Origin of the sequence: Natronosalvus rutilus (genome assembly GCF_024204665.1) — an archaeon.
Classification (GTDB): Archaea; Halobacteriota; Halobacteria; order Halobacteriales; family Natrialbaceae; genus Natronosalvus; species Natronosalvus rutilus.
This window is the reverse complement of sequence record NZ_CP100355.1, coordinates 888,623-914,691: the sequence shown is the minus strand read 5'-3', so window position 1 is coordinate 914,691 and position 26,069 is coordinate 888,623. Positions and strand designations below refer to the sequence as shown.

At 65.6% G+C, this 26,069-nt stretch carries 23 protein-coding genes; 12 read left to right on the top strand and 11 right to left on the bottom strand.

What is annotated here, in order from left to right; genetic code table 11:
• Positions 1-38 precede the first annotated feature (38 nt).
• On the top strand, positions 39-2,762 hold the full coding sequence (locus tag NGM29_RS04520) for a valine--tRNA ligase (protein ID WP_254159219.1): 2,724 nt from the start codon (positions 39-41) through the stop codon (positions 2,760-2,762).
• Between the two features lie 19 nt (positions 2,763-2,781).
• Here the strand turns inward: NGM29_RS04520 and NGM29_RS04515 are convergent, their stop codons facing one another.
• Positions 2,782-3,477 (bottom strand): DUF1405 domain-containing protein, encoded by a 696-nt coding sequence (locus NGM29_RS04515; RefSeq protein WP_254159218.1) that lies wholly within the window; start codon positions 3,475-3,477, stop codon positions 2,782-2,784.
• 255 nt (positions 3,478-3,732) lie between these two features.
• On the opposite strand from NGM29_RS04515, the gene NGM29_RS04510 reads away from it, so the two are divergent.
• The gene (locus NGM29_RS04510) at positions 3,733-3,879 is read left to right on the top strand and encodes a hypothetical protein (RefSeq protein ID WP_254159217.1); all 147 of its coding nucleotides are present in this window, start codon (positions 3,733-3,735) and stop codon (positions 3,877-3,879) included.
• A 115-nt stretch (positions 3,880-3,994) separates the two neighbouring features.
• On the opposite strand, the gene NGM29_RS04505 is transcribed toward NGM29_RS04510, so the two are convergent.
• The gene (locus NGM29_RS04505) at positions 3,995-4,147 is read right to left on the bottom strand and encodes a hypothetical protein (RefSeq protein ID WP_253432200.1); all 153 of its coding nucleotides are present in this window, start codon (positions 4,145-4,147) and stop codon (positions 3,995-3,997) included.
• 192 nt (positions 4,148-4,339) lie between these two features.
• Here NGM29_RS04505 and NGM29_RS04500 point away from each other — a divergent pair, with 192 nt between their 5' ends.
• Entirely contained in the window at positions 4,340-5,134 is a 795-nt protein-coding gene (locus NGM29_RS04500; protein WP_254159216.1) for a YqcI/YcgG family protein, read from the top strand.
• Between the two features lie 74 nt (positions 5,135-5,208).
• Here the strand turns inward: NGM29_RS04500 and NGM29_RS04495 are convergent, their stop codons facing one another.
• Entirely contained in the window at positions 5,209-5,691 is a 483-nt protein-coding gene (locus NGM29_RS04495) for a hypothetical protein (protein WP_254159215.1), read from the bottom strand.
• A 139-nt stretch (positions 5,692-5,830) separates the two neighbouring features.
• Here NGM29_RS04495 and ileS point away from each other — a divergent pair, with 139 nt between their 5' ends.
• On the top strand, positions 5,831-9,040 hold the full coding sequence (gene ileS / locus NGM29_RS04490; RefSeq protein ID WP_254159214.1) for an isoleucine--tRNA ligase: 3,210 nt from the start codon (positions 5,831-5,833) through the stop codon (positions 9,038-9,040).
• Positions 9,041-9,055: 15 nt separating this feature from the next.
• Here ileS and NGM29_RS04485 read toward each other — a convergent pair whose 3' ends face one another.
• Entirely contained in the window at positions 9,056-9,652 is a 597-nt protein-coding gene (locus NGM29_RS04485; RefSeq protein WP_254159213.1) for a hypothetical protein, read from the bottom strand.
• A gap of 367 nt (positions 9,653-10,019) precedes the next feature.
• Between NGM29_RS04485 and surE the strand changes: the two genes are divergently transcribed.
• On the top strand, positions 10,020-10,820 hold the full coding sequence (gene surE, locus NGM29_RS04480) for a 5'/3'-nucleotidase SurE (protein WP_254159212.1): 801 nt from the start codon (positions 10,020-10,022) through the stop codon (positions 10,818-10,820).
• Between the two features lie 82 nt (positions 10,821-10,902).
• Here the strand turns inward: surE and samp2 are convergent, their stop codons facing one another.
• Both samp2 and NGM29_RS04470 read right to left on the bottom strand, forming a co-directional pair.
• Positions 10,903-11,127 carry a ubiquitin-like small modifier protein SAMP2 gene (gene samp2 / locus NGM29_RS04475; protein ID WP_254159210.1) on the bottom strand — a complete coding sequence of 75 codons (225 nt, stop codon included), beginning with the start codon at positions 11,125-11,127 and terminating at the stop codon, positions 10,903-10,905.
• A gap of 54 nt (positions 11,128-11,181) precedes the next feature.
• Positions 11,182-12,273, bottom strand: a complete 1,092-nt coding sequence (locus NGM29_RS04470; RefSeq protein WP_254159208.1) for a bactofilin family protein — start codon at positions 12,271-12,273, stop codon at positions 11,182-11,184.
• A gap of 220 nt (positions 12,274-12,493) precedes the next feature.
• Between NGM29_RS04470 and NGM29_RS04465 the strand changes: the two genes are divergently transcribed.
• The 3 genes from NGM29_RS04465 (at position 12,494) to NGM29_RS04455 (ending at position 14,861) form a co-directional block, all read left to right on the top strand.
• On the top strand, positions 12,494-13,510 hold the full coding sequence (locus NGM29_RS04465; protein WP_254159206.1) for a replication factor C small subunit: 1,017 nt from the start codon (positions 12,494-12,496) through the stop codon (positions 13,508-13,510).
• Positions 13,507-14,229 (top strand): hypothetical protein, encoded by a 723-nt coding sequence (locus tag NGM29_RS04460; RefSeq protein ID WP_254159205.1) that lies wholly within the window; start codon positions 13,507-13,509, stop codon positions 14,227-14,229. Before NGM29_RS04465 ends, NGM29_RS04460 begins: the two co-directional genes overlap by 4 nt.
• Positions 14,230-14,369: 140 nt before the next feature.
• Positions 14,370-14,861, top strand: a complete 492-nt coding sequence (locus NGM29_RS04455; protein WP_254159204.1) for a hypothetical protein — start codon at positions 14,370-14,372, stop codon at positions 14,859-14,861.
• Here NGM29_RS04455 and NGM29_RS04450 read toward each other — a convergent pair whose 3' ends face one another.
• From NGM29_RS04450 to NGM29_RS04440, 3 genes are all read right to left on the bottom strand, one after another.
• Positions 14,862-17,396: a GAF domain-containing protein gene (locus NGM29_RS04450; protein WP_254159203.1), complete on the bottom strand. Its 2,535-nt coding sequence runs from the start codon at positions 17,394-17,396 to the stop codon at positions 14,862-14,864. It abuts the gene before it with no gap.
• Positions 17,397-17,533: 137 nt separating this feature from the next.
• Positions 17,534-18,226 carry a hypothetical protein gene (locus NGM29_RS04445; RefSeq protein ID WP_254159202.1) on the bottom strand — a complete coding sequence of 231 codons (693 nt, stop codon included), beginning with the start codon at positions 18,224-18,226 and terminating at the stop codon, positions 17,534-17,536.
• A gap of 55 nt (positions 18,227-18,281) precedes the next feature.
• On the bottom strand, positions 18,282-18,878 hold the full coding sequence (locus NGM29_RS04440) for a hypothetical protein (RefSeq protein ID WP_254159201.1): 597 nt from the start codon (positions 18,876-18,878) through the stop codon (positions 18,282-18,284).
• A 336-nt stretch (positions 18,879-19,214) separates the two neighbouring features.
• On the opposite strand from NGM29_RS04440, the gene alaS reads away from it, so the two are divergent.
• On the top strand, positions 19,215-21,986 hold the full coding sequence (alaS, locus tag NGM29_RS04435; protein ID WP_254159200.1) for an alanine--tRNA ligase: 2,772 nt from the start codon (positions 19,215-19,217) through the stop codon (positions 21,984-21,986).
• A 91-nt stretch (positions 21,987-22,077) separates the two neighbouring features.
• Positions 22,078-22,743, top strand: coding sequence for a helix-turn-helix domain-containing protein (locus NGM29_RS04430; RefSeq protein ID WP_254159199.1), 666 nt, complete (start codon positions 22,078-22,080; stop codon positions 22,741-22,743).
• Here NGM29_RS04430 and NGM29_RS04425 read toward each other — a convergent pair.
• Positions 22,740-23,129: a hypothetical protein gene (locus tag NGM29_RS04425; RefSeq protein ID WP_425499220.1), complete on the bottom strand. Its 390-nt coding sequence runs from the start codon at positions 23,127-23,129 to the stop codon at positions 22,740-22,742. The genes NGM29_RS04430 and NGM29_RS04425 overlap by 4 nt on opposite strands.
• A 70-nt stretch (positions 23,130-23,199) precedes the next feature.
• Between NGM29_RS04425 and NGM29_RS04420 the strand changes: the two genes are divergently transcribed.
• Positions 23,200-24,336, top strand: coding sequence for a tRNA (guanine(26)-N(2))-dimethyltransferase (locus NGM29_RS04420; protein WP_254159195.1), 1,137 nt, complete (start codon positions 23,200-23,202; stop codon positions 24,334-24,336).
• A gap of 37 nt (positions 24,337-24,373) precedes the next feature.
• Here NGM29_RS04420 and NGM29_RS04415 read toward each other — a convergent pair whose 3' ends face one another.
• Positions 24,374-24,607, bottom strand: coding sequence for a hypothetical protein (locus NGM29_RS04415; protein WP_254159194.1), 234 nt, complete (start codon positions 24,605-24,607; stop codon positions 24,374-24,376).
• Positions 24,608-24,735: 128 nt separating this feature from the next.
• Here NGM29_RS04415 and NGM29_RS04410 point away from each other — a divergent pair, with 128 nt between their 5' ends.
• Positions 24,736-26,049: a YhjD/YihY/BrkB family envelope integrity protein gene (locus NGM29_RS04410; RefSeq protein ID WP_254159193.1), complete on the top strand. Its 1,314-nt coding sequence runs from the start codon at positions 24,736-24,738 to the stop codon at positions 26,047-26,049.
• Positions 26,050-26,069: the final 20 nt, after the last annotated feature.

Genomic DNA, 26,069 nt, shown 5'->3' with positions numbered 1-26,069 from the left:
TACTGTAGCCGACCAGCATTCACCGACCAACGACCAGTATGTCAGATAGACACACATCACGCGACGCGAACCACGCACCCACAGCGGGCGGTGACAATATGAGTATAGACAGCCCCAAACAAGAAGTGAGTCTCGAGGGCGACTACAACCCGTCCGGGATCGAACCGAAGTGGCAACGACGCTGGGTCGACGTGAAAACCTACGCCTACGAGAACGAATCGAGCGATTCGAACACGGCGTACGGCATCGATACACCCCCGCCGACTGTCTCCGGCGATATGCACATGGGGACCCTCTACGGGCATCTCCTGCAGGATTTCGCCGCACGATTCAACAGAATGGCAAACGGGGAGGTGTTATTCCCGTTCGGCTACGACGACAACGGCATCGCGAGCGAGCGCCTGACAGAAGAGGAACTCGGCATTCGCCACCAGGACTACGAGCGCCGCGAGTTCCAGCAGCTCTGTCGCGAGGTCTGCGCAAAGTACGAGGAACAATTCACCGAGAAGATGCAGTCGCTGGGATCCTCGATCGACTGGGACCACACCTACAAGACCATCGAGCCCCGCGTTCAGCGAATCTCCCAGCTCTCCTTTATCGACCTCTACGAGAAGGGGCGGGAGTACCGCAAAAAGGCGCCCGCGATCTGGTGTCCCGAGTGTGAGACAGCCATCTCCCAGGTCGAGACCGAAGACGACGAGCGGGACTCGTACTTCAACGACATCGCCTTCGAGATGCGTGGCGAGAATCCGCCGCGCGAGGAGTTCGTCATCTCGACGACGCGCCCCGAACTGCTGCCGGCGTGCGTCTCCGTGTTCGTCCACCCCGACGACGAGGAGAACCAGGATCTGGTTGGCGAAACCGCACGGGTGCCCATCTTCGGCCACGAGGTGCCGATCATCGCCGACGACCGCGTCGACATGGAGAAGGGCAGCGGCGTCGTCATGTGCTGTACGTTCGGTGACCAGAACGACATCGAGTGGTACCAGGTCCACGACCTCCCACTGCGAGTCGCCATCGACGAGACTGCGACGATGACCGACCTTGCGGACGATTACGAGGGAATGAGTACCGAGGAAGCTCGAGAAGCCATCGTCGAGGACCTCGAAGACGCTGGCTTCCTCCGGGATCGCCGCGAAATCGTCCACGACGTCGGCGTCCACGAACGCTGTGACACCCCCGTCGAGTACCGCGTCTCCAAACAGTGGTACGTCGAAATCCTCGATCACAAGGACGAGTACCTCGAGGCCGGCGAGGCCATGGACTGGTACCCCGAGAAGATGTTTACCAGGTACCAACACTGGATCGAGGGCCTCGAGTGGGACTGGCTCATCTCGCGTCAGCGCGACTCGGGCATCCCGTTCCCCGTCTGGTACTGCGGCGAGTGCGATCACCCGATCATCGCCGAAAAGGAAGACCTGCCGGTCGACCCCCTGAGCGACGACCCGCCGCTCGAGCGCTGCCCCGAGTGCAGTAGTGAGGAATTCGAGGCCGAAGAGGACGTCTTCGACACGTGGGCGACCTCCTCGTTGACGCCGCTGATCAATGCCGGCTGGGACTGGGACGAGGAAGCCGAAGAGTTCACCATGGCGAACCCCGAGCTCTACCCGTTCGACCTGCGCCCACAGGGCCACGACATCATCTCGTTCTGGCTGTTCCACACTATCGTCAAGTGCTACGAGCACACCGGCGAGGTGCCCTTCGACGCGACGCTCATCAACGGCCACGTCCTCGACGAGAATCGCGAGAAAATGTCCAAATCCCGCGGCAACGTCGTCGAACCTGCCGAAGTCCTCGACGAGTATCCCGTCGACGCCGTCCGGTTCTGGGCTGCCAGCGCCGCCGTCGGCGACGACTTCCCCTACCAGGACCAGGACATCGTCGCCGGCGAGAAACTCCTGCGCAAGCTCTGGAACGCCTCCAAACTGGTCGACCACCTCGCGCCCGCCGACCCCGAGGAGCCCGCCGACCTCGAGGCGATCGACCGCTGGCTGCTGGCGGAACTCGACGACACGGTCGAAACCCTCACCGAACACTTCGAGCACTACGAGTTCGCCAAAGCCCGCAACCACCTCCGGACGTTCTTCTGGAACACCTTCTGTGACGACTACCTCGAAATCGCCAAAACCCGCGCGGACAGCGCCTCGACGCAGTACACGTTGTGGGCGGCCCACCGAACCTTCCTCTTGCTCTGGGCGCCTATCCTCCCCTACGCCACCGAGGAAATCTGGCAGGCAATGTACAGCGATGACACGGCCGACTTCGAGGAAACCAGCATCCACACCGAAGCCTGGCCCGTTCCGCAAGGCCACGAGGCCAACCTCGAGGCCGGCGAAACCGCCATGGAAGTCATCTCTTCACTCCGGCGGTACAAGTCCGAGCGCCAGCTACCGCTGAACGCCAGTCTAGACAGCGTGGCCGTCTACGGCCCCATCGAGGGGTTCGCGGACGCGATCCAGGACGTGAGCCACGTCCGGAACCTCGAATCGCTCGAGGAACCACCGGAGATCACCACCGAAGTGGCGTCGATCGACCTCGATTACGCGACCCTCGGCCCGAAGTATGGGGCGAAAGTCGGCGAAATCGACGCGGCCATCGATGCGGGTGAGTACGAGATCGACGACGAGGAAGGTGTTCTCCGCGTCGCCGGTGAAGAACTCGAGGCCGACCTGTTCGATGTCAAGTACGAGCGAACCTACTCGGGCGACGGCGAGATGATCGAGACGGAGTCGGCGGTCGTCATCGTCCACAACGAGGAGTAGCCGACCCCCGGTTTTCCTTTCACTCGGCCGCGACCCGCCGAGCCGTTTCGCACAGTTTCGCCCGCGTCGCCAGCGCCAGAAACAGCGCCAGCAGCGTGCAGGTCACCTCGCCGGCGCCGATGACGCCCAGCGCGTCAGCACCGAGGTACATCGGTTCGGTTCGCTCGAGCGGGATGGCCGTGTGGTGGAGGTCGCCGACGATGGGGACGAAGTAATCCAGGACGAGGTTGACGCCGTAGTACGCGAGCGCGACGGCGACGGCCCAGACGGGAAAGTCAGAGATCCGGTGGAGGACGAACGCCTGGACGACCATCGCGAGGTGGCTCCAGAAGAGGAAGTGAAACATCAGCGGGTCGAGGTAGCCGTAGGCGTCCCAGAAGGCGAGCAGCGTGTAGGGCGTCCAGAGCCCGAGGATGATGTTTCCGAAGAAGGCGATGGCGGTGAGCCAGGGCTGTTCGTGACCGAGCTTCCAGGCGGCGATGGCCAGCGCGATGGCCAGCGTCGCCAGCGGGCTGTCGGGCACGAACGGCCACATCACGGGCGACGTCGACAGGAGCTGGGCCTGGTAGTACCAGAACCCGAAGACCGTTCCCGCGAGGTTGATCGTGACCACAAGCCACGCGAATCGGAGCCCCAAGTCCTCGAGCGCCTTCGGCACCGGCGCCAGGTATCGCGGGAGCGGCTGGCGGTCGGCCACTCGCGTGTGTGCTGTCATCGCTACCGACCACGAAGACGGGATGCAAAACGATAGCGGTCCGTCCTTTCGGTGTCCAAACTGACGGCTGCTCGCTTGAGTCGAGCGTTCGGCCGTCGAACAGGGTGTGGTTACGTCGGGACGGCGGTATGGTGGGACGATGGCAGAACGGTGGGCGGCGGAGACGGCGGTACCGCAGTACGGTGGGCGAGGTATGGTGGAGACGACAGGAGCGCGTGCGAGTCCTTTATGTGCCCGCCGTCTGAATATCAACCAATGAAATCCGATGGATCGTCAATGGCTGGCGAGGATCGAACGTTCACCCGCGAGATCATGTTCGTCATGCTCCTGTGGATCGCCGCCGTCGTCGCCGCTGGCATCGTCCTGATCCTCTTCCGGGACGTGCTGACCGGGCTGTTCTGAGGCGACTCGCGTCCGACGCGACGACCTCAAGGGCACCGGGTCGAGAGCCTCGCTACTGGCCCCCTCGTCGATTCAACCCTCGGAATCTGGTCCTCGAGATTCAGCCCTCGAGCGATCAAAGCATTCGATACCGGAACAACAGGTAGACGATCACGAAGACGAACGCGCTCGCAAAGAGGTACTCGCCGGTCGTGATCGCGTAGACGAGCGCCCCCGCGTTGAGCACGATGCCGAAGAGGTAGATCGGTCCCAGCCGATCGGTGTTCATACGGCTCTCACTCGACGGGGTGACTCGAGTCGGTCGGTCACCAGACTGTCGACGGTCATCGTCGCTCTCTCGAGGGGCCAGAAACCTCAATCCGTCGGTCGGCGGCCACTGAGAGCGCCGGACCCGGTGTAGTCGGGTCCGTCGTCGAACCGGATCCGAAACGAATAGCACCACCGCGCCCCAGAAACCGGTATGAACGAGCCAGGCGTGGGCGCTCTCCTGGACCAGGCGACTCTCGAGGCGCGCGTCGAATCGGGCGCGGTCCCCGACTGGGTCGGGGCGCACTACGAGAACTTCACCGACGGGCTCCTCGGGAGCCACGACGGCAGCCCCTTCCCCTGTTACTTCGGCGTCGAATCCGTCCAGAAGGGATGGCCGCTGTACACCACCGTCGAGTCGATGACCGACAGGGACGCCCTCTTCGAGCTGGGCGAAGCTATCCTCGAGTACCTCGAGGTGTACGAATGTCACAGCGAACTGGCCTCGCTGGTGACGTTCTTCAGGCCGCCCGAACGCGAGTTGCGGGAGCGAGAGTACCACGAAGCCCTCTGGCACATTTTGCAAGTGCTCCACGCCCACGACCCCGAGCCCTGGCCCGAGGACATCCCGACCGATCCCGACACCAGTACCTGGGAGTTCTGCTTCGGCGGCGAGCCCATGTTCCCGACCTGCCGGGCCCCGTTCTACGATGTCCGGCGGAGTCGCTACTGTCCAATCGGCCTCGAGATCACCTTCCAGCCCCGCGCGCTGTTCGAGGGGATCACCGCCGACACGGCCGCCGGACAGCGCGCTCGAACGGTCATCCAGGGTCGCCTCGAGGACTACGACGGCGTCTGCCCCCACGCCGACCTCGGGGACTGGGGCGTCGAGGGCGACCGCGAGTGGGTGCAGTACATGCTCTCCTCGGAGGAGTCACAGTCGCCCGACGCCTGTCCTATGCAGGTGAGCCGCGACCACCCGAAGGGACCGGTCGTCATCGGCGAGTGAGCGGCGGGGCCCGCGGCCGCAGCGCTCGGGACAACGGCGAAACGGCGAACCAGAACAGCCTTGACCGTCAGTTGTCATCGATCGGCCGTTCGACTCGAGGCCAGGGGAATCTCGACGGTGCCGGCGATCACGCTCGCTAACCCCAGCAGAATCAGGCCAGCGACGCCGGTGACGACGACAGGTTCTCGTTGCGTCGTCGTCAAGAGAATCGAGATAGCGAGGAGCGTGGAGAGGGCACCCACGACAGCGAGAGCGCCGGCAACGCCGGGGCGCACCCACGCGAGGCCGGAATCGGGAACCCGTCCGCGAGCGAGGGACGCGATCGCTGCCCCGACGAGTCCGAGCACGAGGACGTAGGCGGCGAACAGGATCGAAGGATTTGCGTCCGCGAAACCGACTGCGACGGCCTCCTCGAGCACGCCGAATCCCACGACGAGGAGGTAGCCCGGGATCTGCAGGGGCTGGAACGACGTCGAGATGGCGAGGGCGTACAGGCCAGCGAGTACCACCGTCGTAACGAGAGCGTCCCGGACGAACGAACGACGGTGTGTATGCATCGGTCGTCTCTTCTATCCCCGACGAGATAGGTGTAATGCTCACCCGTCGCTCGAGGCGCGTCCCCACGGACGGTTCCGATCCGGCAGATTCGTCTGCCCAACCGATTCCTCTTTACTCCCGGAGTGATTCACCACGGGTATGAGCCGGTTCGAGGAGGTGGACGACCAGTACGATCCCCACGCGCTCGAGGAGCGCGTGTTCGACTACTGGGACGAGGTCGACGCCTACGAACGAACGAAGCAGCATCGCGCCGACGGCGAGTCGTTCTTCTTCGTCGACGGCCCGCCGTACACTTCCGGGGCGGCCCACATGGGTACGACCTGGAACAAGAGTCTGAAGGACCTCTACATCCGCTTCAAGCGGATGCAAGGCTACGACGTCACCGACCGACCGGGCTACGACATGCACGGCCTGCCCATCGAGACGAAAGTCGAGGAGGAACTCGGCTTCGAGAACAAGAAGGACATCGAGGCCTACGGCGAGGAGAAATTCATCCAGGCCTGCAAGGAGTACGCCGACGAGCAACTCGAGGGCCTGCAGTCGGACTTCAAGTCCTTCGGCGTCTGGATGGACTGGGACGACCCGTACAAGACGGTCAACCCAGAGTACATGGAGGCCGCGTGGTGGGGCTTCTCGAAGGCCACCGAGCGCGGGCTGGTCGAGCAGGGGCAGCGGAGCATCAGCCAGTGTCCCCGATGTGAAACCGGCCTCGCGAACAACGAGGTCGAGTACGAGGACGTCGAGGATCCCTCGATCTACGTGAAATTCGATCTCGTCGATCGCGAGGGCTCGATCGTCATCTGGACGACCACCCCGTGGACCATCCCCGCGAACGCCTTCACGGCGGTCGATCCGGACCTCGAGTACGTGGGCGTTCGCGCCGAACGAGAGGGCGAGAGCGAGGTACTCTACGTCGCCGAAGCCTGCCTCGAGGGCGTCCTGAAGAAGGGGCGCTACGAGGACTACGAGGTCCTCGAGGAACTCACCGGCGAGGAGATGATCGGCTGGGCGTACGAACACCCCCTCGCGGAGGAAGTTCCGGACCACGCGAGCCACGAGGGCGCCCACCAGGTGTACGCCGCGGACTACGTCGAGGCCGACCGCACGGGCCTCGTCCACTCCGCGCCCGGCCACGGTGAGGAGGACTTTACCCGAGGACGGGAACTCGGGTTCCCGATCTTCTGTCCCGTCGGCAGCGACGGCGTCTACACCGAGGAGGGCGGCAAGTACGAGGGGCAGTTCGTCAAGGAAGCCGACGAGGAGATCACCGCCGACCTCGAGGCAAACGGCGCCCTCCTCGCCTCGGAGACCGTCACCCACAGCTACGGCCACTGCTGGCGGTGTGACACCGGCATCATCCAGATCGTCACCGACCAGTGGTTCATCACGATCACGGACGTCAAGGAGGAACTGCTCGAGAACATCGAGGACAGCGAGTGGTTCCCCGACTGGGCCCGCGACAACCGGTTCCGTGACTTCGTCGAGGACGCCCCCGACTGGAACGTCTCCCGCCAGCGCTACTGGGGAATCCCCATCCCGATCTGGACGCCCGAGGGCCGGGACGACGGCGAGAACATGATCGTCGTCAGCACCCGCGAGGAGCTCGCCGAGCGCATCGACCAGGACGTCGATCCCGAAACCGTCGACATCCACAAGGACGTCGTCGACGACCTCACGATTACCGAGGACGGGACGACCTACACCCGCGTACCGGACGTCTTCGACGTCTGGCTCGACTCCTCGGTGGCGTCGTGGGGGACCCTCAACTTCCCCGGCGAGCAAGAGCAATTCGACGAACTCTGGCCCGCCGACTTCATCCTCGAGGCCCACGACCAGACCCGCGGCTGGTTCTGGTCCCAGCTGGGGATGGGCACCGCCGCAATGGGCGAGGTTCCCTACGACAAAGTGCTGATGCACGGTCACGCGCTGGACGAGGACGGCCGGAAGATGTCCAAGTCCGTTGGCAACGTCGTGGAGCCCCACGAGGCGATCGAGCGCCACGGCTCCGACGCCATGCGGATGTTCCTGCTCTCAGCGAACCCGCAGGGCGAGGATATGCGCTTCTCGTGGGATGGCATGCGGACGATGGAGAACCACCTCCGGACGCTCTGGAACGTGTTCCGATTCCCGCTTCCGTACATGCGGCTGGACGGGTTCGATCCGAGCGAGACGGGGCTCGAGTCGGTCGACGACGATCTGGAACTCGTGGACGAGTGGGTCCTCGCCCGCCTCCAGTCCACGAAGGACGAGATGACCGAACACCTCGAGCAGTTCCGCCAGGACCGGGCGCTCGAGGCGCTGCTCGAGTTCCTCGTCGAGGACGTCTCCCGGTTCTACGTCCAGGCGGTCCGCGAGCGCATGTGGGACGAATCGGACAGCCCCTCGAAGGCGGCCGCGTACGCGACGATCTACCGCGTCCTCCGCGAGGTCGTTGTGCTGCTCGCGCCCTACGCACCGTTCGTCACCGAGGAGATCTACGGCACCCTCACTGGCGACGACGGCCACCCGACGGTCCACATGGAAGACTGGCCCGCGGTCGAGGAGTACTGGGCCGATCCCGAACTCGAGACCGACGTGGCCTACGTCCGCGCCATCGAGGAGGCGGGGGCGAACGCCCGCCAGCAGGCCGGGCGAAAGCTCCGCTGGCCCGTCCCGCGCGTGGTCGTCGCCGCGGACGACGAACGCGCCGTCGAGGCTGTCGAGCGCCACGAGGACCTCGTGGCCGACCGACTCAACGCCCGCGCGGTCGAACTCGTCGGCCCCGGCCAGCAGTGGGGCGAACTCGCCTACAGCGCCGAGGCAGACATGAGCGAACTCGGCCCCGCCTTCGGCGGCCGCGCCGGCGAGGTCATGAACGCCCTCAACGAGGCCCGGATCGAAGAACCGAGTCTCGAGGCGCTCGAGGCAGCCGTCTCGGACGCGCTTGACGGCGAGGAACTGACCGAGGCAATGGTCTCGTTCGTCACCCAGACCCCTGACGACGTGGCCGGCACCGCGTTCGGCCTCGACGGCGACGACAGGGGTGTCGTCTACGTCGACGCCTCGCTCACCGACGACATCGAGAGCGAGGGCTATGCAAGGGAAGTCATCCGCCGCGTCCAGGAGATGCGCAAGGAACTCGACCTGGACGTCGAGGAGCGCATCGCGCTCGAGATCGAGATCAAGGACGACCGCGTGTCCGACCTCGTCCGCCAGCGCGAGGACCTGATCCGCGAGGAGGTCCGCGCCGAGGCGCTTCGAGCGGTCGACGCGGACGGCCCCGACGCCTACCGGAAGACGTGGGACGTCGAGGACGTGACGATGGAGTTGGCACTCGAGCCAGTTGCGGCGGCGGAAGCGTCCGATTGAGCGACTCGAGGTCGGCTAGCGACGTCGCAATTCGAACGTGATTTCGTACCGCAGTACTTCCTTTCGACAGTCGTCCGGGAAGTACTGGAAGTAGTCGGTGATTCGATATCTTCCGGGCTCGACGTCGACAGGGATCGGGAGGAGGTATTCCTTTCGTATGGTCTCCCCAACCAGGATTCGTCCCGGTCGACGGCGGTCCACGCCAGGATGTGCGTACAGAGAATCGAATCGCGACGCGCCGTATACATCGGTGTACAGGTCGTTCCAGAGCTGTATTCCCTCCTTTTCCTGGGGGAGCAGACGTGCAACCGGGACGCCGAACGGCCACGGACGGACATGGTCGAACATCATCGACTCGGCGTTCCGGTTGATCAGTGAGAACGAGATTTTCGCGGGGTCGTCCGACGTGATCCGGTCCCGAACGAGCGTGGCCTCCACGGCGAGGAGCGGCGGTCGCTCGAGATCGTTCTCGAACGCCTCGAATTCCACGACCACCGGCGTCCCGTTATACGTCGTTCGAACGTAATCGTACTCCTCGGCGATCCGGACGACGGCATCGGAAGGGGACTCGGTCCCGTAGGCCGGCGTGCCGATACCATCTGCTCCCCTCAACGGCGGTTTCGACGACCGACCGAACACGAGGCGAAAGGGTCGACGCGTCGATCACCGTCTCGTCCGCCGTGAGTCGAGACGCCGGCTTTCCCCCGAGAAGATCGACCTCGTAGGGATGACGTGGAAGCACTCGAACGCAGTCCGCAGAAAAGTCGGCGACGACGTACGATATCGGGCCAGTGCTTCCCATGGTGGTCGTACGCCGTCGAGACCAAAGAGGTTGTTTCCTCGGCGAGTTCCCACTCGACGAACAGTCTCGAGTCACCCAACCGAACGGTCCTGAGAACGACGCACATTGGACGTGGAACGGGCGGCCGAATTCGACGGGTAAGGAAAGGTGATAGTCGTGGCCGCCGAAGAACGAGGCATGTCCGCCCGACCGGCCGTGTTGCTGACGAACGACGACGGGATCGACGCGACTGGAATCCGGGCGCTTTACGACGCACTCGAGCCAGTCGCGGACGTGACGATGGTCGCACCCGCCGACGACCGGAGCGGCATCTCCCGGAGTGACTCCGGAACGTTCACCGTCGAGGAACGAACCGAGGGCTACGCCGTCCACGGAACGCCGGTCGACTGCGTCCACTTCGGACGGGGCAAACTCGAGCGAGAGTTCGACGTCGTCGTCTCCGGCTGTAACGACAGCCCCAACCTCGGCGCGCACAAGATCGAGCGCTCGGGGACGGTCTGTGCGGCCATCGAGGCCGGCTTCCTCGGCCTGCCGGGGATCGCCCTCTCGCTGTACGATTCCGTGACGGGGAGCCGCGAGTTCGGGCGGGACGAGTACGCTGACGCTGAGCGGATTACCCGATACCTGGTCCGGGAAACCCTCGAGCTCGGCGACCGACGGCCGTTCGACTACCTCAACGTCAACGTGCCCGCCGGCGAGTCCGACCCGCGGATCAGGATCACGGAACCCACCTACCACTTCGACGTGCGGATCGACGAGCGACCGGACGGCACCTACCGCGCCTGGGATCACTTCTACGACCCATTGGATCCCAGCGTGGACGTCGATCTGACCGATCCCGTCGGCACCGACCGTCGGGCCGTCGCCGACGGCGAGGTGTCGATCACGCCGCTGTTCGTCGACCACCGGACGCCCGAGCCCGACGCGCTCGAGTCGCTGGCGAGCGGGTACTCGAGCGACGGTGAGAGCCGTCGCTAGTGGCATTCCAGCCCGTTCGATCGGCTAATACAGCAATGCTATAGGGAATGTAGTAATATAGGAGAGCGTCCGGATTTCGAGTCTACCCGCCCTTGATCAACCGCAGGACGGTCATCGTCTCGCTGTCGATCGGCTGATCCTCAGGCACCGGACGACCGTCGACCAGGACGCTCACCTCGTGGGGGCTGAGGTCCACGGCGGCGAGGGCGTCGGTGTAGGTGGGAACGTCGCCGTCGTGCTCGAGGGCCGCGAACTCGAGTTCGCGAGTTCCCTCGCCTTTGACGTCGACGGTTACGCGGTCTGTCATTCGTATTCGGCTCGAAGTTGCCGGCGCGAGCACTTCAGCGCGTCGCTCACGTTCTCACGTGGCGGCGTCGCCGGGCTCCGGGCGACCGGCGTCGGTGGCCGACTGTCTGACCCGACGACGATGCGCGAGTAGCCCGCCGACGAGCGCTCCAAGGCCGAGGAGCGTGACCAGCAGGTTCAGGAACCAGCCGACGAACGGCACCAGCCCGATGAGGGCGCCGGCGACCAGGCCGACCACCAGTGCGAGCCAGCGGTTGTGGACGTCAGCGAACGAGAGCGCCCACGCGGCGACGGCGAATCGACCGTAGACCACCCCGACCCAGACGAGGAAGGCGAACGCCAGCGCTCCCACCAGCGAGAGCGGGATGCCGATCACGGTCAGCGCGACCGCGAACAGGAGGATCGGTACGCCGATCAGGACCGCGAGTCCGATCACCCCCGTTCTAACCGGATCCGACGCGACTCGAGCAGCGACCCCGTCCGAAAACCCGGGGAAGAGCGCGAGCAGGACCACACCCAGCAGCAGGTTCGCCGCGAGCGCATAGGCGGCCGCGATCCACGAGGCCAGCGGGAGGATCACGGGTGCGAGGTCGACGCCGAGCGACGAGTCCTGGGTAATCTCGCCCGCGACGGCGTCGGTGTTCCCCTGCAGGTCGCCGTCGTACCGGAGATTCCCCCCGATGGCCGCCGACTCCCCGAGGGTAATCGTATCAGCGCCGATCGTCGCATCGCCCGCGACCGTGCCGTCGATGGTTACCGTCCCGGCACCGGCCTCGAGCGCGCCGTCGACGGTACCGCCCTCGCCGACCTCGAGGGTTCCGGCGGCGGCCGCGACGTCGCCGGCGACGCGGCCGTCGATCTGGACCGTCCCGCCGACGGCGTTGACGTCCCCGCGAACCTCGCCGCCCTCGGCAACGATCACGTTTCCGGAGACGGCGTTCACGTCGCCGGTGACGGTCCCCTCGACGATCACGTTCCCCGAGACGGCGTTGACCTCGTCGACGGTTTCGCCCTCGCTGACGACGATGTTGCCGCCGACGCCGGTTCCCGACTGGGCCAGCGCTACGCCGGGAACGAGCGCGAGGACGAGCAGCGTCGCGACGGCGATTGCGACGATACGAGTCGAGAATTGTGATTCTGTTGACATTCTACCAGTGAATAGTACGCCGCGCTCGACGATAAAACGCCACGGTGGGGTTCGCCGGGGGCGGAACCGATGGGCGCTACCGTAGCCTTCGCCCTCGAGTGACGTGGTCCGTCGGTGGCACGATAAAGTCGGTGGCGTGGCCACGTCGGTAGTACAATTACGCTGATGGCACGAACGCCGCTTCGGTCGTTTTATTGCCGGCGCTCCCCTCGTCGGGAACATGAGCGAAGACGAGTCCGAGCCGTCGCCTGGCGACGCCGAGTCGACAGGCCAGGCGGAGTCGGTCGCCGGGCGAACCGAGGTCTGGATCGAGAAGTACCGGCCCGAGACGTTAGACGAGATCAAGGGCCACGAGAACATCGTCCCCCGACTGGTGAGCTACGTCGAGCAAAACGACCTGCCGAACCTCATGTTCTCGGGGCCGGCCGGCACCGGCAAGACCACCGCAGCACAGGCCGTCGCCCGCGAACTCTACGGCGAGGACTGGCGTGAGAACTTCCTCGAGCTGAACGCCTCCGACGAGCGCGGCATCGACGTCGTCAGAGACCGAATCAAGAACTTCGCTCGCTCGAGTTTCGGCGGCTACAACTACCGCATCATCTTCCTGGACGAGGCCGACGCGCTGACGAGCGACGCCCAGTCCGCCCTACGCCGGACCATGGAGCAGTTCTCCCACAACACGCGCTTCATCCTCTCGTGTAACTACTCGAGCCAGATCATCGATCCGATCCAGTCTCGCTGCGCCGTCTTCCGCTTCACGGAACTCTCTGACGACGCCGTCGAGGCACAGGTGCGCGAAATCGCCGACGCCGAGGGTATCGAGGTAACCGACGACGGCGTCGACGCGCTCGTCTACGCCGCCGCGGGCGACATGCGCAAGGCGATCAACGGCCTGCAGGCCGCGGCCGTCATGGGCGACGCCGTCGACGAGGAGGGCGTCTTCGCCATCACCGCGACTGCTCGCCCCGAGGAGGTCGAGGAGATGGTCGAGAAGGCCATCGCGGGCGACTTCACCGCCGCCAGGGCCACCCTCGATTCGCTGCTCACCGACCGCGGGCTGGCCGGCGGCGACGTAATCGATCAACTCCACCGGTCGGCCTGGGAGTTCGATCTCGAGGAACTGGCCACGGTGCGCCTGCTCGAGCGTCTGGGGGAAGTGGACTACCGGATCACGGAGGGGGCGAACGAGCGGCTGCAACTCGAGGCCATGCTGGCGTCGCTGGCGCTCGAGGAGTGATTACCGTTCCCCGGAACATCTTCGTCGGAGCCGACCTGCTCAGCGGAGGGAAGTTCAGAACGATGCTCTCAACGATCCGTGGGTGGAACGCCGTATCGACTGTCGGACTCGGTCGCTGGTCGGATGCAGGAGACAACGGCGAATTCGATTCGTGGATAAATTCACGAGAGGTGCTCTCCGCCATTTTATGCGTGGGTGAGGAGAAAGTACTTAAAGATGTTATTTCGAGTGGGAGTATGGATCGTAGACAGGTACTGGCGGTCTGTTGCAGCAGCGCATTAACGCCGGTCGTCGGTTGTCTCAATCGGGATACCAGTACCGCTAGCGACGATCCTCGAGAGACGGATACTAACACAGTGGGTGCTCTCGAGAGCGACCAGATGAGAGCAGTGTACGCGCTTCTCGTTACTGAGGTCCCATCTGAAGCAGACGTTACACGATCGACGCACGAAGCAATCGCAGACGATCCGGTGCTGGACGAGATCCTCTCACGGTCAGTGGAGTCGGGGAGGGACTTTCCAACCGAAAAGCGAGCGAGCGGCGAGTACGAAGTCGTGACGATCGATACCGATGAGATGGACCGAGAGAAACTGTACGAAGCCGCTGTCTCTCTCGAGAGACTTCCCACGTACGACGAGGATTCGACAGAACATCCGTTGGGAAGGTACGTCGAGCACGAAGGTCAGCTACTCGTGTTCGGGTACGGGGTCGACGATTAGGTCATTTCACGGAACATCTGGGTATTGGAACGTACAATGCTGGCGTCTCTGGCGCTCGAGGAGTGATTTCGCGGGAAAAGAGCACGAGCGAACGGGAACGCCACGAAACGATTTTGTCGACGACAGTTCTCGTCTCGAGCATGGTAGTCGATCCCGGCGCCGCAATCGTCGGCCTTGTCGGCGTCGGCTGTCTCGCCCTCGCCCTGGCGAGCCTGCGCCACGGCAGCTGGATCCGTCGCGCGTACGGAACGGGTCCCGTCGACGATACCAGCGCTCGAGCGAACGCGCTCGTGATGGGCGTCGCCGGGGCGTCGATGCTCGCGGTCGCGGTCGCGATTGACCTCGAACTCCCCGAACGCGCCGTTGGAACCGCCGCAATCCTCGGAACGAGCGCGCTCTGTATCGGGGTGGGGTGGGCAGTCCGGCGCTACGACCGCCGGGACCTGCTGACGACGCCGAACGTCGATCGCGAGACTGGAAAGCGACTCGGAACCGCTGCGATGCTCTGTGGCGTGCTGGTTCTTCCGCTCGCGGGAGCGCTCTGGCTCGAGGTCGACGCCGGACTCGTCGTTCTCCTGGCTACAGGCGCGGGACTCGCGTCGTTGCTGTCGATCGGGATTGCCTACCGGTAACTACGCCGACGGGTCACCGCCGTCGGCCGGTGGCTCGAGGTCGGGGTGGCGGTGGTCGGTACTGCCAGTGGACTCGGGAACCGGTTCCGACGCAGCGTCCTCGGGCGACCCTTCCCGGAACTCGAACCGCGCACCGCCCGCCTCGCTGTCGGTAACCTCGACGATCCACCCGTGAGCGCGGGCGATTTGGTCGACGATGTTCAGCCCGAAGCCGGTCCCGTCGCTGGCGGTCGTGTACCCCGTTTCGAACACCGACTGGCGCGCATCCGGCGGGATGCCGACGCCGTCGTCGGCGACGAAGAAGCCGTCCTCGAGGGCACCGACGGTGATAGTCAGGTCGTTCGCGTCGCCGTTTCGGTCCCCACCGGATCCGCTTGAGCCGTGTTCCACCGAATTTCGAAACAGGTTCTCGAGCGCTTCCCGAAGTCGCGCCCGGTCGGCCTCGAGCGGCTGGTTCTCGCCGAGTTGCAGCGTCGCCCTGGCGGTGTCGACTGCCGACCAGGCCTCCGTCGCCACCGCGTGAATCTCGAGGGGCTCGGTGTCGTCGATCACGTCGCCGCGTCGCGAGAGCGTGAGCAGTCGTTCGATGAGTTCGTCCATCCGATCGAGTGCGTCGTCGATCTCCCCGAGGTGGGACTGATCGCCAGTCTCGCCGAGCAACTCGAGGTAGCCCTGGGCGACGTTGAGCGGGTTCCGGAGGTCGTGGCTGACGATGCTGGCGAACTCGTCCAAGCGCTCGTTCTTCGCCGTGAGCGCGCGTTCGTGGCGCTTCTGGTCGGTGATGTCGGTGTAGATGGCGTACCCCTCGACGCTTCGTTCGCCGGCAGTGAGGGGGACGACGTTGACCAGGAAGTCCCGAACGTCGGTTGCGGTTCGCCGCCGCGTGACCACGCGCAGGGTTTCGCCGGCGAACAGCGCCTCGTTGAGTTGCTGTGCTTCGTCCTCGTACCCCGGCGGGATGATGTAGTCGTCGACGTCCTCGTGCAGAACGGTCTCGGTGTCGAACCCGAAGACCTCCTCGAATCGGTCGTTGACCGCCCGGACGGTCGGTTCGCCGTCCGAGAGGTGATACTGGACGGCAGGGTCGGGGACGTTGTCGAACAGCGCCGAGAGCCGATCCCGTTCCTCGACGAGGCTGGCTTCGGCCCGCGCCCTGCCGATGGCTTCGGTCACGTGGGCACACAGGAGTTCCGCCAGCTCGAGGTCGACGTCGTCGAAGGCGTGTGACTGCTCGGAGACTGCCTGGAAGACGCCGTACTCCCCGAGGGGCACGGTCATAGCCGACTTGAATCGTTCCAGGCCCTTGATTTCCGGGTCCTCGATCACGACTTCGTCGATGATCGACGGCTCGCCCTGCTGGTAGGTCTCGCCGACGATTCCGTGGTCGAGGGGGACGCGCCTGGCCAACCGCTCGTCCATCGTGTCCGAGTAGGCTTCGGGGACGAGCTCCTCTGACTCGAGGTCCGCCGAGAGGAAGACGCAGATGTCGAGTTCGAGCACCGTCTCCGTCGTCTCGAGCGCGCGCTCGTAGACCGTCGCCTCGTCGGTCGTGCCGACGATTTTGGTCGTCCCCTCGTGGAGCCTGGTCAGGCGCTCGCGCCGTTCGCGTAACGTCTCCGCGACGCGGAGGCGACTGAGCGTCTGGGCGACGTACGTCACGAGCAACTCGGCGAACTCGAGGTCGGACTCGTCGTAGGCGCGTTCGTCGGTCGAGATCGCCTGAAAGACGCCGAACTCCTCGATCGGGACGCTAATCGCCGATCGGTAGCCGTCCTCGTGTGGACGGGCGTCGGGGTGATCCGCCACCTCCTTGAGCAGGAACGAGCGTTGTTCCCGGTATGTCTTGCCGAGGATTCCCTCCGAGAGATCGTGTGCTCGTGAGATGTCGTCGAATTCGTCCGATCCAGCTCGAATCACCAGTTTCGTCTCGCCGTCTCGCTCTTCGGCGAGCGAGATCGACGACGCGTCGAATCCGAGGATGTCTTCGGCCGACTCGATGGCGAGGTCGAGGAGGCGTTCCTCGGAGCGACACGCGACGAGGCGAGTGGTCATCTGGTGGAGGCGAGCGACCTTCGGACGGTCGCCACTTTCGTCCGACGTGGCGATCGCCGTCGACTGTCGCGGCTGCCGTCCGCACTGCCAGGCGATCTCGTCGGCCAGGTGAACCGCCGAGTCGTCGGTCCGGCGAACGAACCCGTCGACGCCCTCGAAGGCGCGGATCGAGGTGGAATCGACGCGCGAGTCGGCCTCGATGGTGTGGTCGGGATCACCGTAATAGATGAGCGGCGTTCCAGTACAGGCAACGGCGACGGTTCCGATCGGCGGCGCGTCACCGGTCGCGTCCTCCTCGAAGACGACGCAGTCGGCAGCGGCGACGCGCTCGTCGAGGGCCTCGATCGATTCGACGCACTCGACGGACGACCGCGGGCCTACCCGCTCGAGTTCGCGTTCGAGTTCGAGAACGCCTTCGGACCTGGTCGTATCGGCCGACGGCCCGGCATCGGGAGCAGTTACGTAGAGGACGGTATCGGTCATAGCTGGTGAGGCGGAACGCTGGAAACGACGCTCGAGTTACCGTAGAATGGGCGATATCTAACATATATCTGTGGGTTGTTCAGTGCCGGAGTTCTTCGGATCCATCCAGGTGAGTTCAGTCGAGACCGCGCTCGCCGTCAGACCGACTCGCTCGAGCGAGCGCGATCCGCCGACAGCGACCACGCCCACCGTACCCAGTAGAATCCAAGGATCGCGGTAGCGACAATCCAGAGGCCGCCGAACGGGGCGTACCACTCGAGCACGTACGCCGGCGCGGCGGCGACGAACCGACCGACGCCCACGGCCGCCACAACCACGAGCGCCGTGACGAACAGGAGTCGGTCGACGTCGGTCTCGCTCGAGCGCCACACCCGAACCGAGCCGAGTCGCCGAACGTCGGCGGATACGAGCGCGACGGCGGCCGCGCTCGCGCCGACGGTCAACGCGAGCGCGATGTCCAGGTCGAGGACGTATCCGCCGGCGAGGAGGTCCCCGATGGTCACCGGTACGAGCGGCAGCGTGAACGAGAGCGCCGGGCCACCGTTCCAGGCCGCGTAACAGAGCGGAATCAGCAGAATCGTCGGGGCAACGAGCGCGATGGCGATCATTCTGACGGAGTCGAAACCGACCGTCAGCGAGTCGAGGACGACGTCGTCGATCCTCACGTGTCCACCGAAGTAGCCGATCAAAAACAGTGCGAGGAGGCCACACAGGTACACCCCCACAGCGACCGTCCGCCGGCGCTCGAGGCCGATCCAGGGGTGGTCCAGGAGTTCGAGGACGGGGCCGGGCGTCGCTCGCTCGGGGAGGGAGGGGACGTCGGTGCTCACGAGTCCTCCACGATGAGCGTCGCGCGTCCGTCGTGATCCGGGCCGGACTCGTTGGTCAGATCGATCGCCCCGGGAGAGACCCGCCAGCCAGCGGCGTCGAAGATCGCCTCGACGGTCTCTCGTCCCCGCCGGTAGGAGGCGATGCCGTGTTTCGGACGGGCGCCGGTGTCCTCGTGAGCCTGCATCGAGACGACGTTTTCGAACGACCAGCACCGGACGTGGCGCCGACCGCTGGCCCCCAGTAGGTCTGGGCGGCCGTCGCCTGCTGGCGGACGTACGAGTCGGTCGTTCGATCCCAGGCAAATCGCGTGTATTCCACCGGGTTGCGGACCCAGCCCTCCTCGTCCAGGACGGTCATGACACGCTCGAGGACCGCCTCACCGTCCGCAGCGGGTATCAGCACGACGTTGAACGGCGCCGTGGGGACGAACCCGTCGCGCGTCGGTGCGTAGTGGTGGCGGCCGACGGGCGTCTCGTCCTCGGTAGTGATTTCCGTGCCGATCCAGTCGGCGGCGGCCGCAGGCGGTTCGGCGCCCTCGACCGTGCCGTGGAGTGTAGTCGAGTGAGGGGGCGTCGGGAGGAGGGCGATGCCAGTGGCCGTGCCGATACCGGTCAGGCCGATTTTCCGCAGCAGGGACCGTCGCGTCGTCATCGTCGACGTTCGACCTCGTTTACTATTGCAGCCGTGACTGAGACTGCGACCGTCGCCACAGCCGTGGCCGCGACCGTCGTCGACGGACGGGGGAGGGTCGGCCCGTCGCGGCCTCGAGACGGACGTCGTCCGGGTCGAGACACACATTCGTTCGCTAACATTATAACGGAAATTCCAACCAGTAGTATTTATTAATTTCGTGATTTACGTGTCTCGCAATAGTCGATTCGAACGACACGCGGGTCGTGCAGACGGAAATGCCAGGCGTTCAGCAACGTGGCCGTGACACCCGTTGCGCAACTGTTTTACCGCCTGCAGGGCCAGTACGAGGTACGAATGAGTGAACTGGAGGAGGAGTACCGACTCGAGTATTTCGAGGAGGAGGGGTTCGTACGCAAGGAGTGTCCCTCCTGCGGGGCACATTTCTGGACGCGCGATCACGATCGCGAGACCTGCGGGGAACCGCCCTGTGAGCAATACGACTTCATCGACGAACCGGGATTCGCCGAGGAGTACACCCTCGAGGAGATGCGCGAGGCGTTCCTCTCGTTCTTCGAGGACCACGACCACGAGCGCATCGATCCGTACCCGGTAGCGGCCAATCGCTGGCGCGACGACGTTCTCCTTACGCAGGCGTCGATCTACGACTTCCAGCCGCTGGTCACCTCGGGGAAGACGCCGCCGCCGGCGAACCCGCTGACCGTCAGCCAGCCCTGCATCCGGATGCAGGACATCGACAACGTGGGCAAGACGGGCCGGCACACGATGGCCTTCGAGATGATGGCCCACCACGCGTTCAACGTTCGCGAGGACGCCGAGGAGGAGTACGCCTACGAGGGCGAGGTCTACTGGAAGGACCGCACCGTCGAACTCTGTGACGAACTGCTCGACTCCCTGGGCGCGGACATCACCGACGTCACCTACATCGAGGACCCGTGGGTCGGCGGCGGCAACGCCGGGCCCGCCATCGAGGTCATCTACAAGGGCCTCGAGCTGGCCACGCTGGTCTTCATGTGCATGGAGCAGGACCCCGACGGCGAGTACGAACTCAAGGACGGGAACACCTACTCCTTCATGGACACGTACATCGTCGACACGGGCTACGGCCTCGAGCGCTGGACCTGGATGAGCCAGGGAACGGCGACGGTCTACGAGGCGATCTACCCCGAGATGATCGACTTCCTCAAAGACAACGCGGGGCTCGAGTACACCGACGAAGAAGCCGACCTCGTCGCCAGGGCGGCGCGGCTCTCGGGCCAGCTCGACATCGACGACGTCGACGACGTCGAGGCCGCCCACAGCGACATCGCGGACGAACTCGGCGTCGACGTCGGCGACCTCCGCGACCTCGTGGAGCCCCTCGAGCGAATCTACGCCATCGCCGACCACTGCCGGACCCTCGCTTACATGTTCGGCGACGGCATCGTCCCCTCGAACGTCGGGACGGGCTACCTCGCGCGGATGGTGCTCCGTCGAACGAAGCGGCTGTGCGATACGGTCGGCGTCGACGCGCCCCTCGACGAACTCGTCGACATGCAGGCCGAGCGCCTCGGGTACGAGAACCGCGACACCGTTCGGGACATCGTCCGCACCGAGGTCGAGAAGTACCGCGAGACGCTCGAGCGCGGCGGTCGGCGGGTCGAAGCCCTCGCCGCGGAGTACGCGAAGAAGGGCGAGTCGATCCCCCTCGAGGAACTGATCGAACTCTACGACAGCCACGGCATCCAGCCCGACATGGTCGAAGAGATTGCCGCCGACGCCGGCGCCGACGTGGACGTGCCCGACGACTTCTACAGTCTCGTCGCCGACCGCCACGATACGACGACGGTCGAGGAAGTCACTGAGGAGGGCGACGAGCGATTCGCCGACCTCCCCGAGACGGAGAAACTGTACTACGACGACCAGCAGCGAACCCAGTTCGAGGCGGTCGTCCTCGACGTGTTCGACCGCGAGGAGGGCTTCGACGTCGTGCTCGACCAGACGATGTTCTACCCCGAGGGTGGCGGCCAGCCCGCGGATCGGGGCACGCTCTCGAGCGAGGAGAAGACCGTCGACGTACTCGACGTCCAGATCGAGGACGGCGTCGTCACCCACCGGACCGACGAGGATCCGGGGAAGGGCGAGTTCGTCAAGGGACAACTAGACGCCCCCCGTCGGCGCCAGTTGATGCGCCACCACACGGCGACGCACATCGTCATGCACGCCGCCCGGCAGGTGCTGGGCGAGCACGTTCGCCAGGCGGGCGCCCAGAAGGGCGTCGAGTCCTCGCGGGTCGACATCCGTCACTACAACCGGATCTCCCGGGAGGCCGTCAAACGCATCGAGCGCGTCGCCAACGGCATGGTGATGGACAACGTCTCCGTCGACCAGGAGTGGCCCCACCGGCACGAGGCCGAGGCCGAACACGGCTTCGACCTCTACCAGGGCGGGATTCCGCCGGGAACGAACATCCGACTCATCCACGTCGCCGAGGACGTCCAGGCCTGCGGCGGCACCCACGTCGCCCGCACGGGCGACATCGGCGCGATCAAGATCCTGACCACCGAGCGCGTCCAGGACGGCGTCGAGCGACTCGTCTTCGCCGCCGGCGACGCGGCCGTCAAGTCCACCCAGCGGACCGAGGACGCACTCTACGGGGCCGCCGAGGCCCTCGACGTCTCCCCCGAGAACGTCCCGGAGACCGCCGAGCGCTTCTTCGAGGAGTGGAAGGCTCGCGGCAAGGAGATCGAGGCCCTGAAAGAACAGCTCGCGACCGCCCGCGCCAGCGGTGGTGGCGGCGGCGAGGAGGTCGAGGTCGGCGAGACGACCGCCGTCGTCCAGCGGATCGACGCCGACATGGACGAACTCCGGGCGACGGCCAACGCCCTCGCGGACGAGGGCAAGATCGCCGTCATCGGCTCCGGCGAGAGTGGCGCGCAGTTCGTCGTCGCGGTCCCCGACGGCGCCGACGTCAACGCCGGCGAGGTCGTCGGCGAACTCGCCTCGCGAGTCGGCGGTGGCGGCGGCGGCCCGGCCGACTTCGCCCAGGGTGGCGGACCGAACGTCGACGCCCTCGACGAGGCGCTCGAGGACGCGCCCGACGTACTTCGACAGGTGCTGGACGCCTGAGTCGCGCTCGACGACATCTCTACGACTGCCAACGAAGCCGTCCCAGGGAGGCCAGGGGTTTTTACCACCGCTCGTCCCATGACAGACGACGATGGCGCTATTCGCGGAGTTTTCCGTCCCAACAGAGGCGTTCGCCCTCCACGAGACGCTCGAGGCCGAGTCGAACGCCATCGTCGAAATCGAACGCGTCGCCGCCACCGAGGAACTCATCACGCCGTACTTCCGGGTAAGCGGCGTCGATCTTGGCGCCTTCGAGGCCGCTGCCGCGGACGACCCGTCGGTCCAGGGACTCACGCGAATCGATCGGTTTCGGGAGGCGACCCTGTACCGGGCCGGCCTGGTCCGGGACGTCGACGCAATCGTCTACGCGTACACGTCGACGGACGCGACGATTCTCGAGGCCTCGGCCCAGCACGACCGCTGGGAGCTTCGGATGCGGTTTCCCGACGGCGACGCCCTCTCACAGTTCAGCGCCTACTGTGAGGACCGGGGGATCCCGTTCGGGCTCACGCGGCTGTACGACCGGGCCAACCCCCAGTCCAGGGCGAAGTTCGGCGTCACGGCCAAGCAACACGAGGCGCTGTTGACCGCGTGGAAACGCGGGTACTTCTCCTCGCCGGAGGTCACGCTCGAGGACGTCTCGAGCGAGATGGACATCACGCCGCAGGCGCTCTCGAATCGGTTGCGACGCGGCTACGAGGCATTGATCGAGCACACGGTCGCGGTGACGGGGCCCGACGAGGAGATGGAGGACTAAAGAAATTCGCGCACGTCGGAGTACCACATGTCGTGGTAGTCGACGTGGCCGACGCGACGGCCGATCGAGACGGCCAGGACGTGCCAGCACAGCGCCGTCGGGTCGTCGGCGTCGAGGTTGAACTCGCTGTCCTTGCAGGTACAGCCGCCGTCCTCGACGACGTACTCGTCCTCGTAGCCCACGACGACGGTGAAATCCCGGTAGACCTTGACCCGCCCCTCCGCGACGGCCTCGATGGCGCGCACCCCGCGGTCACCGTGCAGGCGGGAGATACGCTCGACGATCGAGGGGGAGAGTTCGCCGGCCTCCTCGAGGTCGGCCTGCCAGCGCTCGACGGGATCGGCGTTCGACTCGGGCACGTCCGGTACTCTCTGTCGGACCGTCATATCGGTTTGGGTGTCCGGGCGGGAACATGGAAATCACACCGCTTTTCGCCCCCCACCGTCGAGAACGGGTATGCGCGTGACGGAGGGTGGCGTCGAGTTCGAGGTTCCCGGCGAACAGACCGAAGGCGTCGAGGAGTCGGTGTTTTACAACCCCCGCCAGGAGCTGAATCGGGACCTGACGATTGCCGTCCTGCGAGCGTTTCGCGAGCGCCAGCCCCGGGCCCGGCGCTACCTGGACGCGATGACGGCGAGCGGCGTCCGCGGCCTCCGGGCGGCGGTCGACGGCTGGGACGTCACCTGCTGTGACCGCGAGCCGGAAGCCGTGGACCTCGCCAGCGAGAACCTCGAGCGCGCTGGCTTCGAACTCGGGGTCGACGCCGAGGTCGTCCACCGGAACGTCAACGCCCTGATGCACGACGCCGTCTTCGACGTGATCGACCTCGACCCCTACGGGACGCCGATGCCGTTCGCCGACGCGGCATTCGCCCGGTGTCGTCACCTCGTTTGCGTCACCGCGACCGACACCGCGCCGCTGTGTGGCGCACACTTCAGGAGCGGGATTCGCTCCTACGGCGCCGTGCCAAGAAATACCGAGTACCACACCGAAATGGGCGTCCGGACCCTGCTCTCGGGCCTCGCCCGGAGCGCCGCCCGGTTCGACGTCGGCGTCACCCCGCTCCTCACGCACGCGACCAGCCACTACGTCCGCACGTTCCTCGAACTCGACCGGAAGCCGACCGCCGCGGACGCCAACCTCGAGGAACTGGGCTTCCTGGTTCACTGCGAGGACTGCCTGTACCGCGAGTCCGCGCTCGGGCTGGCGCCCGCCGCCGACCTGTCATTCGAAATGTGCCCCAACTGTGCGGGAGGGCGAATGCTCGCCGCTGGCCCGCTCTGGCTAGGTCCGATGCGGGATCACGAGTTCGTCGTCGACGTTCGCGACCGAATCCCGGACGAGTTCGGGACCGCCGAGACGGGACGGGCGCTCCTCGAGACGCTCGAGGCCGAACTCGACGAACCGACCTACTACGACCAGCACAAGCTCTGCAAGAACTGGGGATTGCCCGCCAACGCGATGGCCGACTTCCTGGCCGATCTCGAGTCGGCGGGGTACGACACCTCGAAGACCCACTACGGCGGGACGACGTTCAAGACGGACGCCCACGTGGGCAAGATTCTCGAGGCGACGAGGGAGAACCTGGACTGAGGTCAGGCCGTCGGATCAGGGCAGCGCCGTGATCGCGTCAGGCCTCGAGATTCCCGTCCCCGTCTCCGTTCGCGTCCACGTCCGCGTACAGCCGAACGAGCCCACACTCCGGACAGCACACCGCCTCGAGTTTCGTCGTCGTCTCGAGGCCGAGTCTGCCGAGCACGCCGTCGTGCTTGCCGCCGTCGATCCGGAGCCCGTAGCCGCTGCCGGTCCGGACCGTCGTCTCCTCCATCGTCACGGTACAGTCGGGACATCGACGCTGGATCATGTCGCTTCCTTTTGGAGTTCGGACAATAGGTCTGGTGGATACCAACGGTGAATCGACCGCTCGAAAGAGCGGTGGGTTACGGCCCACTCGTCCGCAGGGCTATTACCCTCGCCGAGGAAGACCCACCCGTGATCGACCGTCGCCGCACGATTCAGCTCACCTATCGTATCCTCTCGCTCGCACGGACCGAACAACTGACGTTGCTGTCGGCCGCCGTCGCGTTCTACGCCTTCCTCTCCCTCGTGCCGCTGTCGCTGCTGTCGCTCAGCGTAGCGGCGTCGATTGGCGGCGAGCCACTGGCAACCCGGGTGGCCGAAATCTCCGAAGACGTACTAACGCCCACGGCCCGACAGATCCTCGCGGAGACACTCCTCGACGATACGGGCCGACAGGGGGCGACGGCCATCGGCGCCGTCGGCCTCATCTGGGGCGCCAGTCGCGTCCTTCACGGCCTCGACCAGATGTTCTCGGCCGTCTACGGCACCGTGCGATCGTCCTCGCTACTGAACACCCTCTGGGACTCGATGATCGTCCTGCTGGCCGCCACGCTCGGCTTCAGCGCGGTCACCGTCCTCGAGGTCGCCGTCGAGTTCGTTCCCGTGTTCTCCGTCGGCCCCTTCGGCCCGGTGTTTGTCCTGATCAGCCTCCTCGCCGCGTTCTTCCCGATGTACGTCGTCTTTCCGGACGTCCCGGTGAGCCTCCGGGAGGCCGCCCCGGGAGCGATCATCGCCACGGTTGGCTGGTTCGCGCTCGGACAGGTGTTCTCGCTCTACACGACCTTCGCGGGCGGGTACAGCGTCTACGGCGTCCTCGGTGCCGTCCTGCTCGTGCTCGTCTGGCTCTACGTCGGCGCCGCGATCGTCGTCTTCGGCGTCGTGGTCAACGCCGTCCTCGCCGGAATTGACGTGGATCGGCAGCTACAAAGTCACGGGCCACGACAGGTGTCCACAGAAGCGATGTCCGAGGACGCCACTGGAGCCGACGAGCGAGACGGGCCAGCACGGGGGGCGAGCGAGCCGCAATCACGATCACGCTCACGAGAGCGCGGGGAATCCAGGACCCGCGACCGAGCGGACGATCCCGCCGCCCTTCGCGAGGAACTCCGACAGTTCGAGGACCGGCTCGAGTCCTTCGAGACCTCCGTCGAGGACCGAACCGTCAGGCGCCAGTCCCTCGAGGCCGACCTCAAACGGTACGTCCGTCGCCGCGTTCGCCGGGGGCACGCCCACGGCTGGGGCCCGTACCTCGTCTTGCTGTACGGCACCGCGATGACCTTGGGCGCGTTCTACTTCCTCGAGGGGCCGTGGGCCGTCCTGGCGATGCTCGTCGTCTGGACGTCGACGCTGGGCGTCTACGTGCTGATGGTGCTGTTCGGCGCCAGCATCTCTGCGCTCGGCCTTCCGGGACGGCTCCGTAATCGGGTCTCGGAGTGGCGCTCCTGAGCGGGGTCGAGGGCTCGAGG

Excerpts from the sequence above, each read along its gene's own strand:
- NGM29_RS04520 (WP_254159219.1), top strand. The coding sequence starts at position 39 with ATGTCAGATAGACACACATCACGCGACGCGAACCACGCACCCACAGCG.
- NGM29_RS04515 (WP_254159218.1), bottom strand. The coding sequence starts at position 3,477 with ATGACAGCACACACGCGAGTGGCCGACCGCCAGCCGCTCCCGCGATAC.
- NGM29_RS04510 (WP_254159217.1), top strand. The coding sequence starts at position 3,733 with ATGAAATCCGATGGATCGTCAATGGCTGGCGAGGATCGAACGTTCACC.
- NGM29_RS04505 (WP_253432200.1), bottom strand. The coding sequence starts at position 4,147 with ATGAACACCGATCGGCTGGGACCGATCTACCTCTTCGGCATCGTGCTC.
- NGM29_RS04500 (WP_254159216.1), top strand. The coding sequence starts at position 4,340 with ATGAACGAGCCAGGCGTGGGCGCTCTCCTGGACCAGGCGACTCTCGAG.
- NGM29_RS04495 (WP_254159215.1), bottom strand. The coding sequence starts at position 5,691 with ATGCATACACACCGTCGTTCGTTCGTCCGGGACGCTCTCGTTACGACG.
- ileS (WP_254159214.1), top strand. The coding sequence starts at position 5,831 with ATGAGCCGGTTCGAGGAGGTGGACGACCAGTACGATCCCCACGCGCTC.
- surE (WP_254159212.1), top strand. The coding sequence starts at position 10,020 with ATGTCCGCCCGACCGGCCGTGTTGCTGACGAACGACGACGGGATCGAC.
- samp2 (WP_254159210.1), bottom strand. The coding sequence starts at position 11,127 with ATGACAGACCGCGTAACCGTCGACGTCAAAGGCGAGGGAACTCGCGAA.
- NGM29_RS04470 (WP_254159208.1), bottom strand. The coding sequence starts at position 12,273 with ATGTCAACAGAATCACAATTCTCGACTCGTATCGTCGCAATCGCCGTC.
- NGM29_RS04465 (WP_254159206.1), top strand. The coding sequence starts at position 12,494 with ATGAGCGAAGACGAGTCCGAGCCGTCGCCTGGCGACGCCGAGTCGACA.
- NGM29_RS04455 (WP_254159204.1), top strand. The coding sequence starts at position 14,370 with ATGGTAGTCGATCCCGGCGCCGCAATCGTCGGCCTTGTCGGCGTCGGC.
- NGM29_RS04450 (WP_254159203.1), bottom strand. The coding sequence starts at position 17,396 with ATGACCGATACCGTCCTCTACGTAACTGCTCCCGATGCCGGGCCGTCG.
- NGM29_RS04440 (WP_254159201.1), bottom strand. The coding sequence starts at position 18,878 with ATGACGACGCGACGGTCCCTGCTGCGGAAAATCGGCCTGACCGGTATC.
- alaS (WP_254159200.1), top strand. The coding sequence starts at position 19,215 with ATGAGTGAACTGGAGGAGGAGTACCGACTCGAGTATTTCGAGGAGGAG.
- NGM29_RS04430 (WP_254159199.1), top strand. The coding sequence starts at position 22,078 with ATGGCGCTATTCGCGGAGTTTTCCGTCCCAACAGAGGCGTTCGCCCTC.
- NGM29_RS04425 (WP_425499220.1), bottom strand. The coding sequence starts at position 23,129 with ATGACGGTCCGACAGAGAGTACCGGACGTGCCCGAGTCGAACGCCGAT.
- NGM29_RS04420 (WP_254159195.1), top strand. The coding sequence starts at position 23,200 with ATGCGCGTGACGGAGGGTGGCGTCGAGTTCGAGGTTCCCGGCGAACAG.
- NGM29_RS04415 (WP_254159194.1), bottom strand. The coding sequence starts at position 24,607 with ATGATCCAGCGTCGATGTCCCGACTGTACCGTGACGATGGAGGAGACG.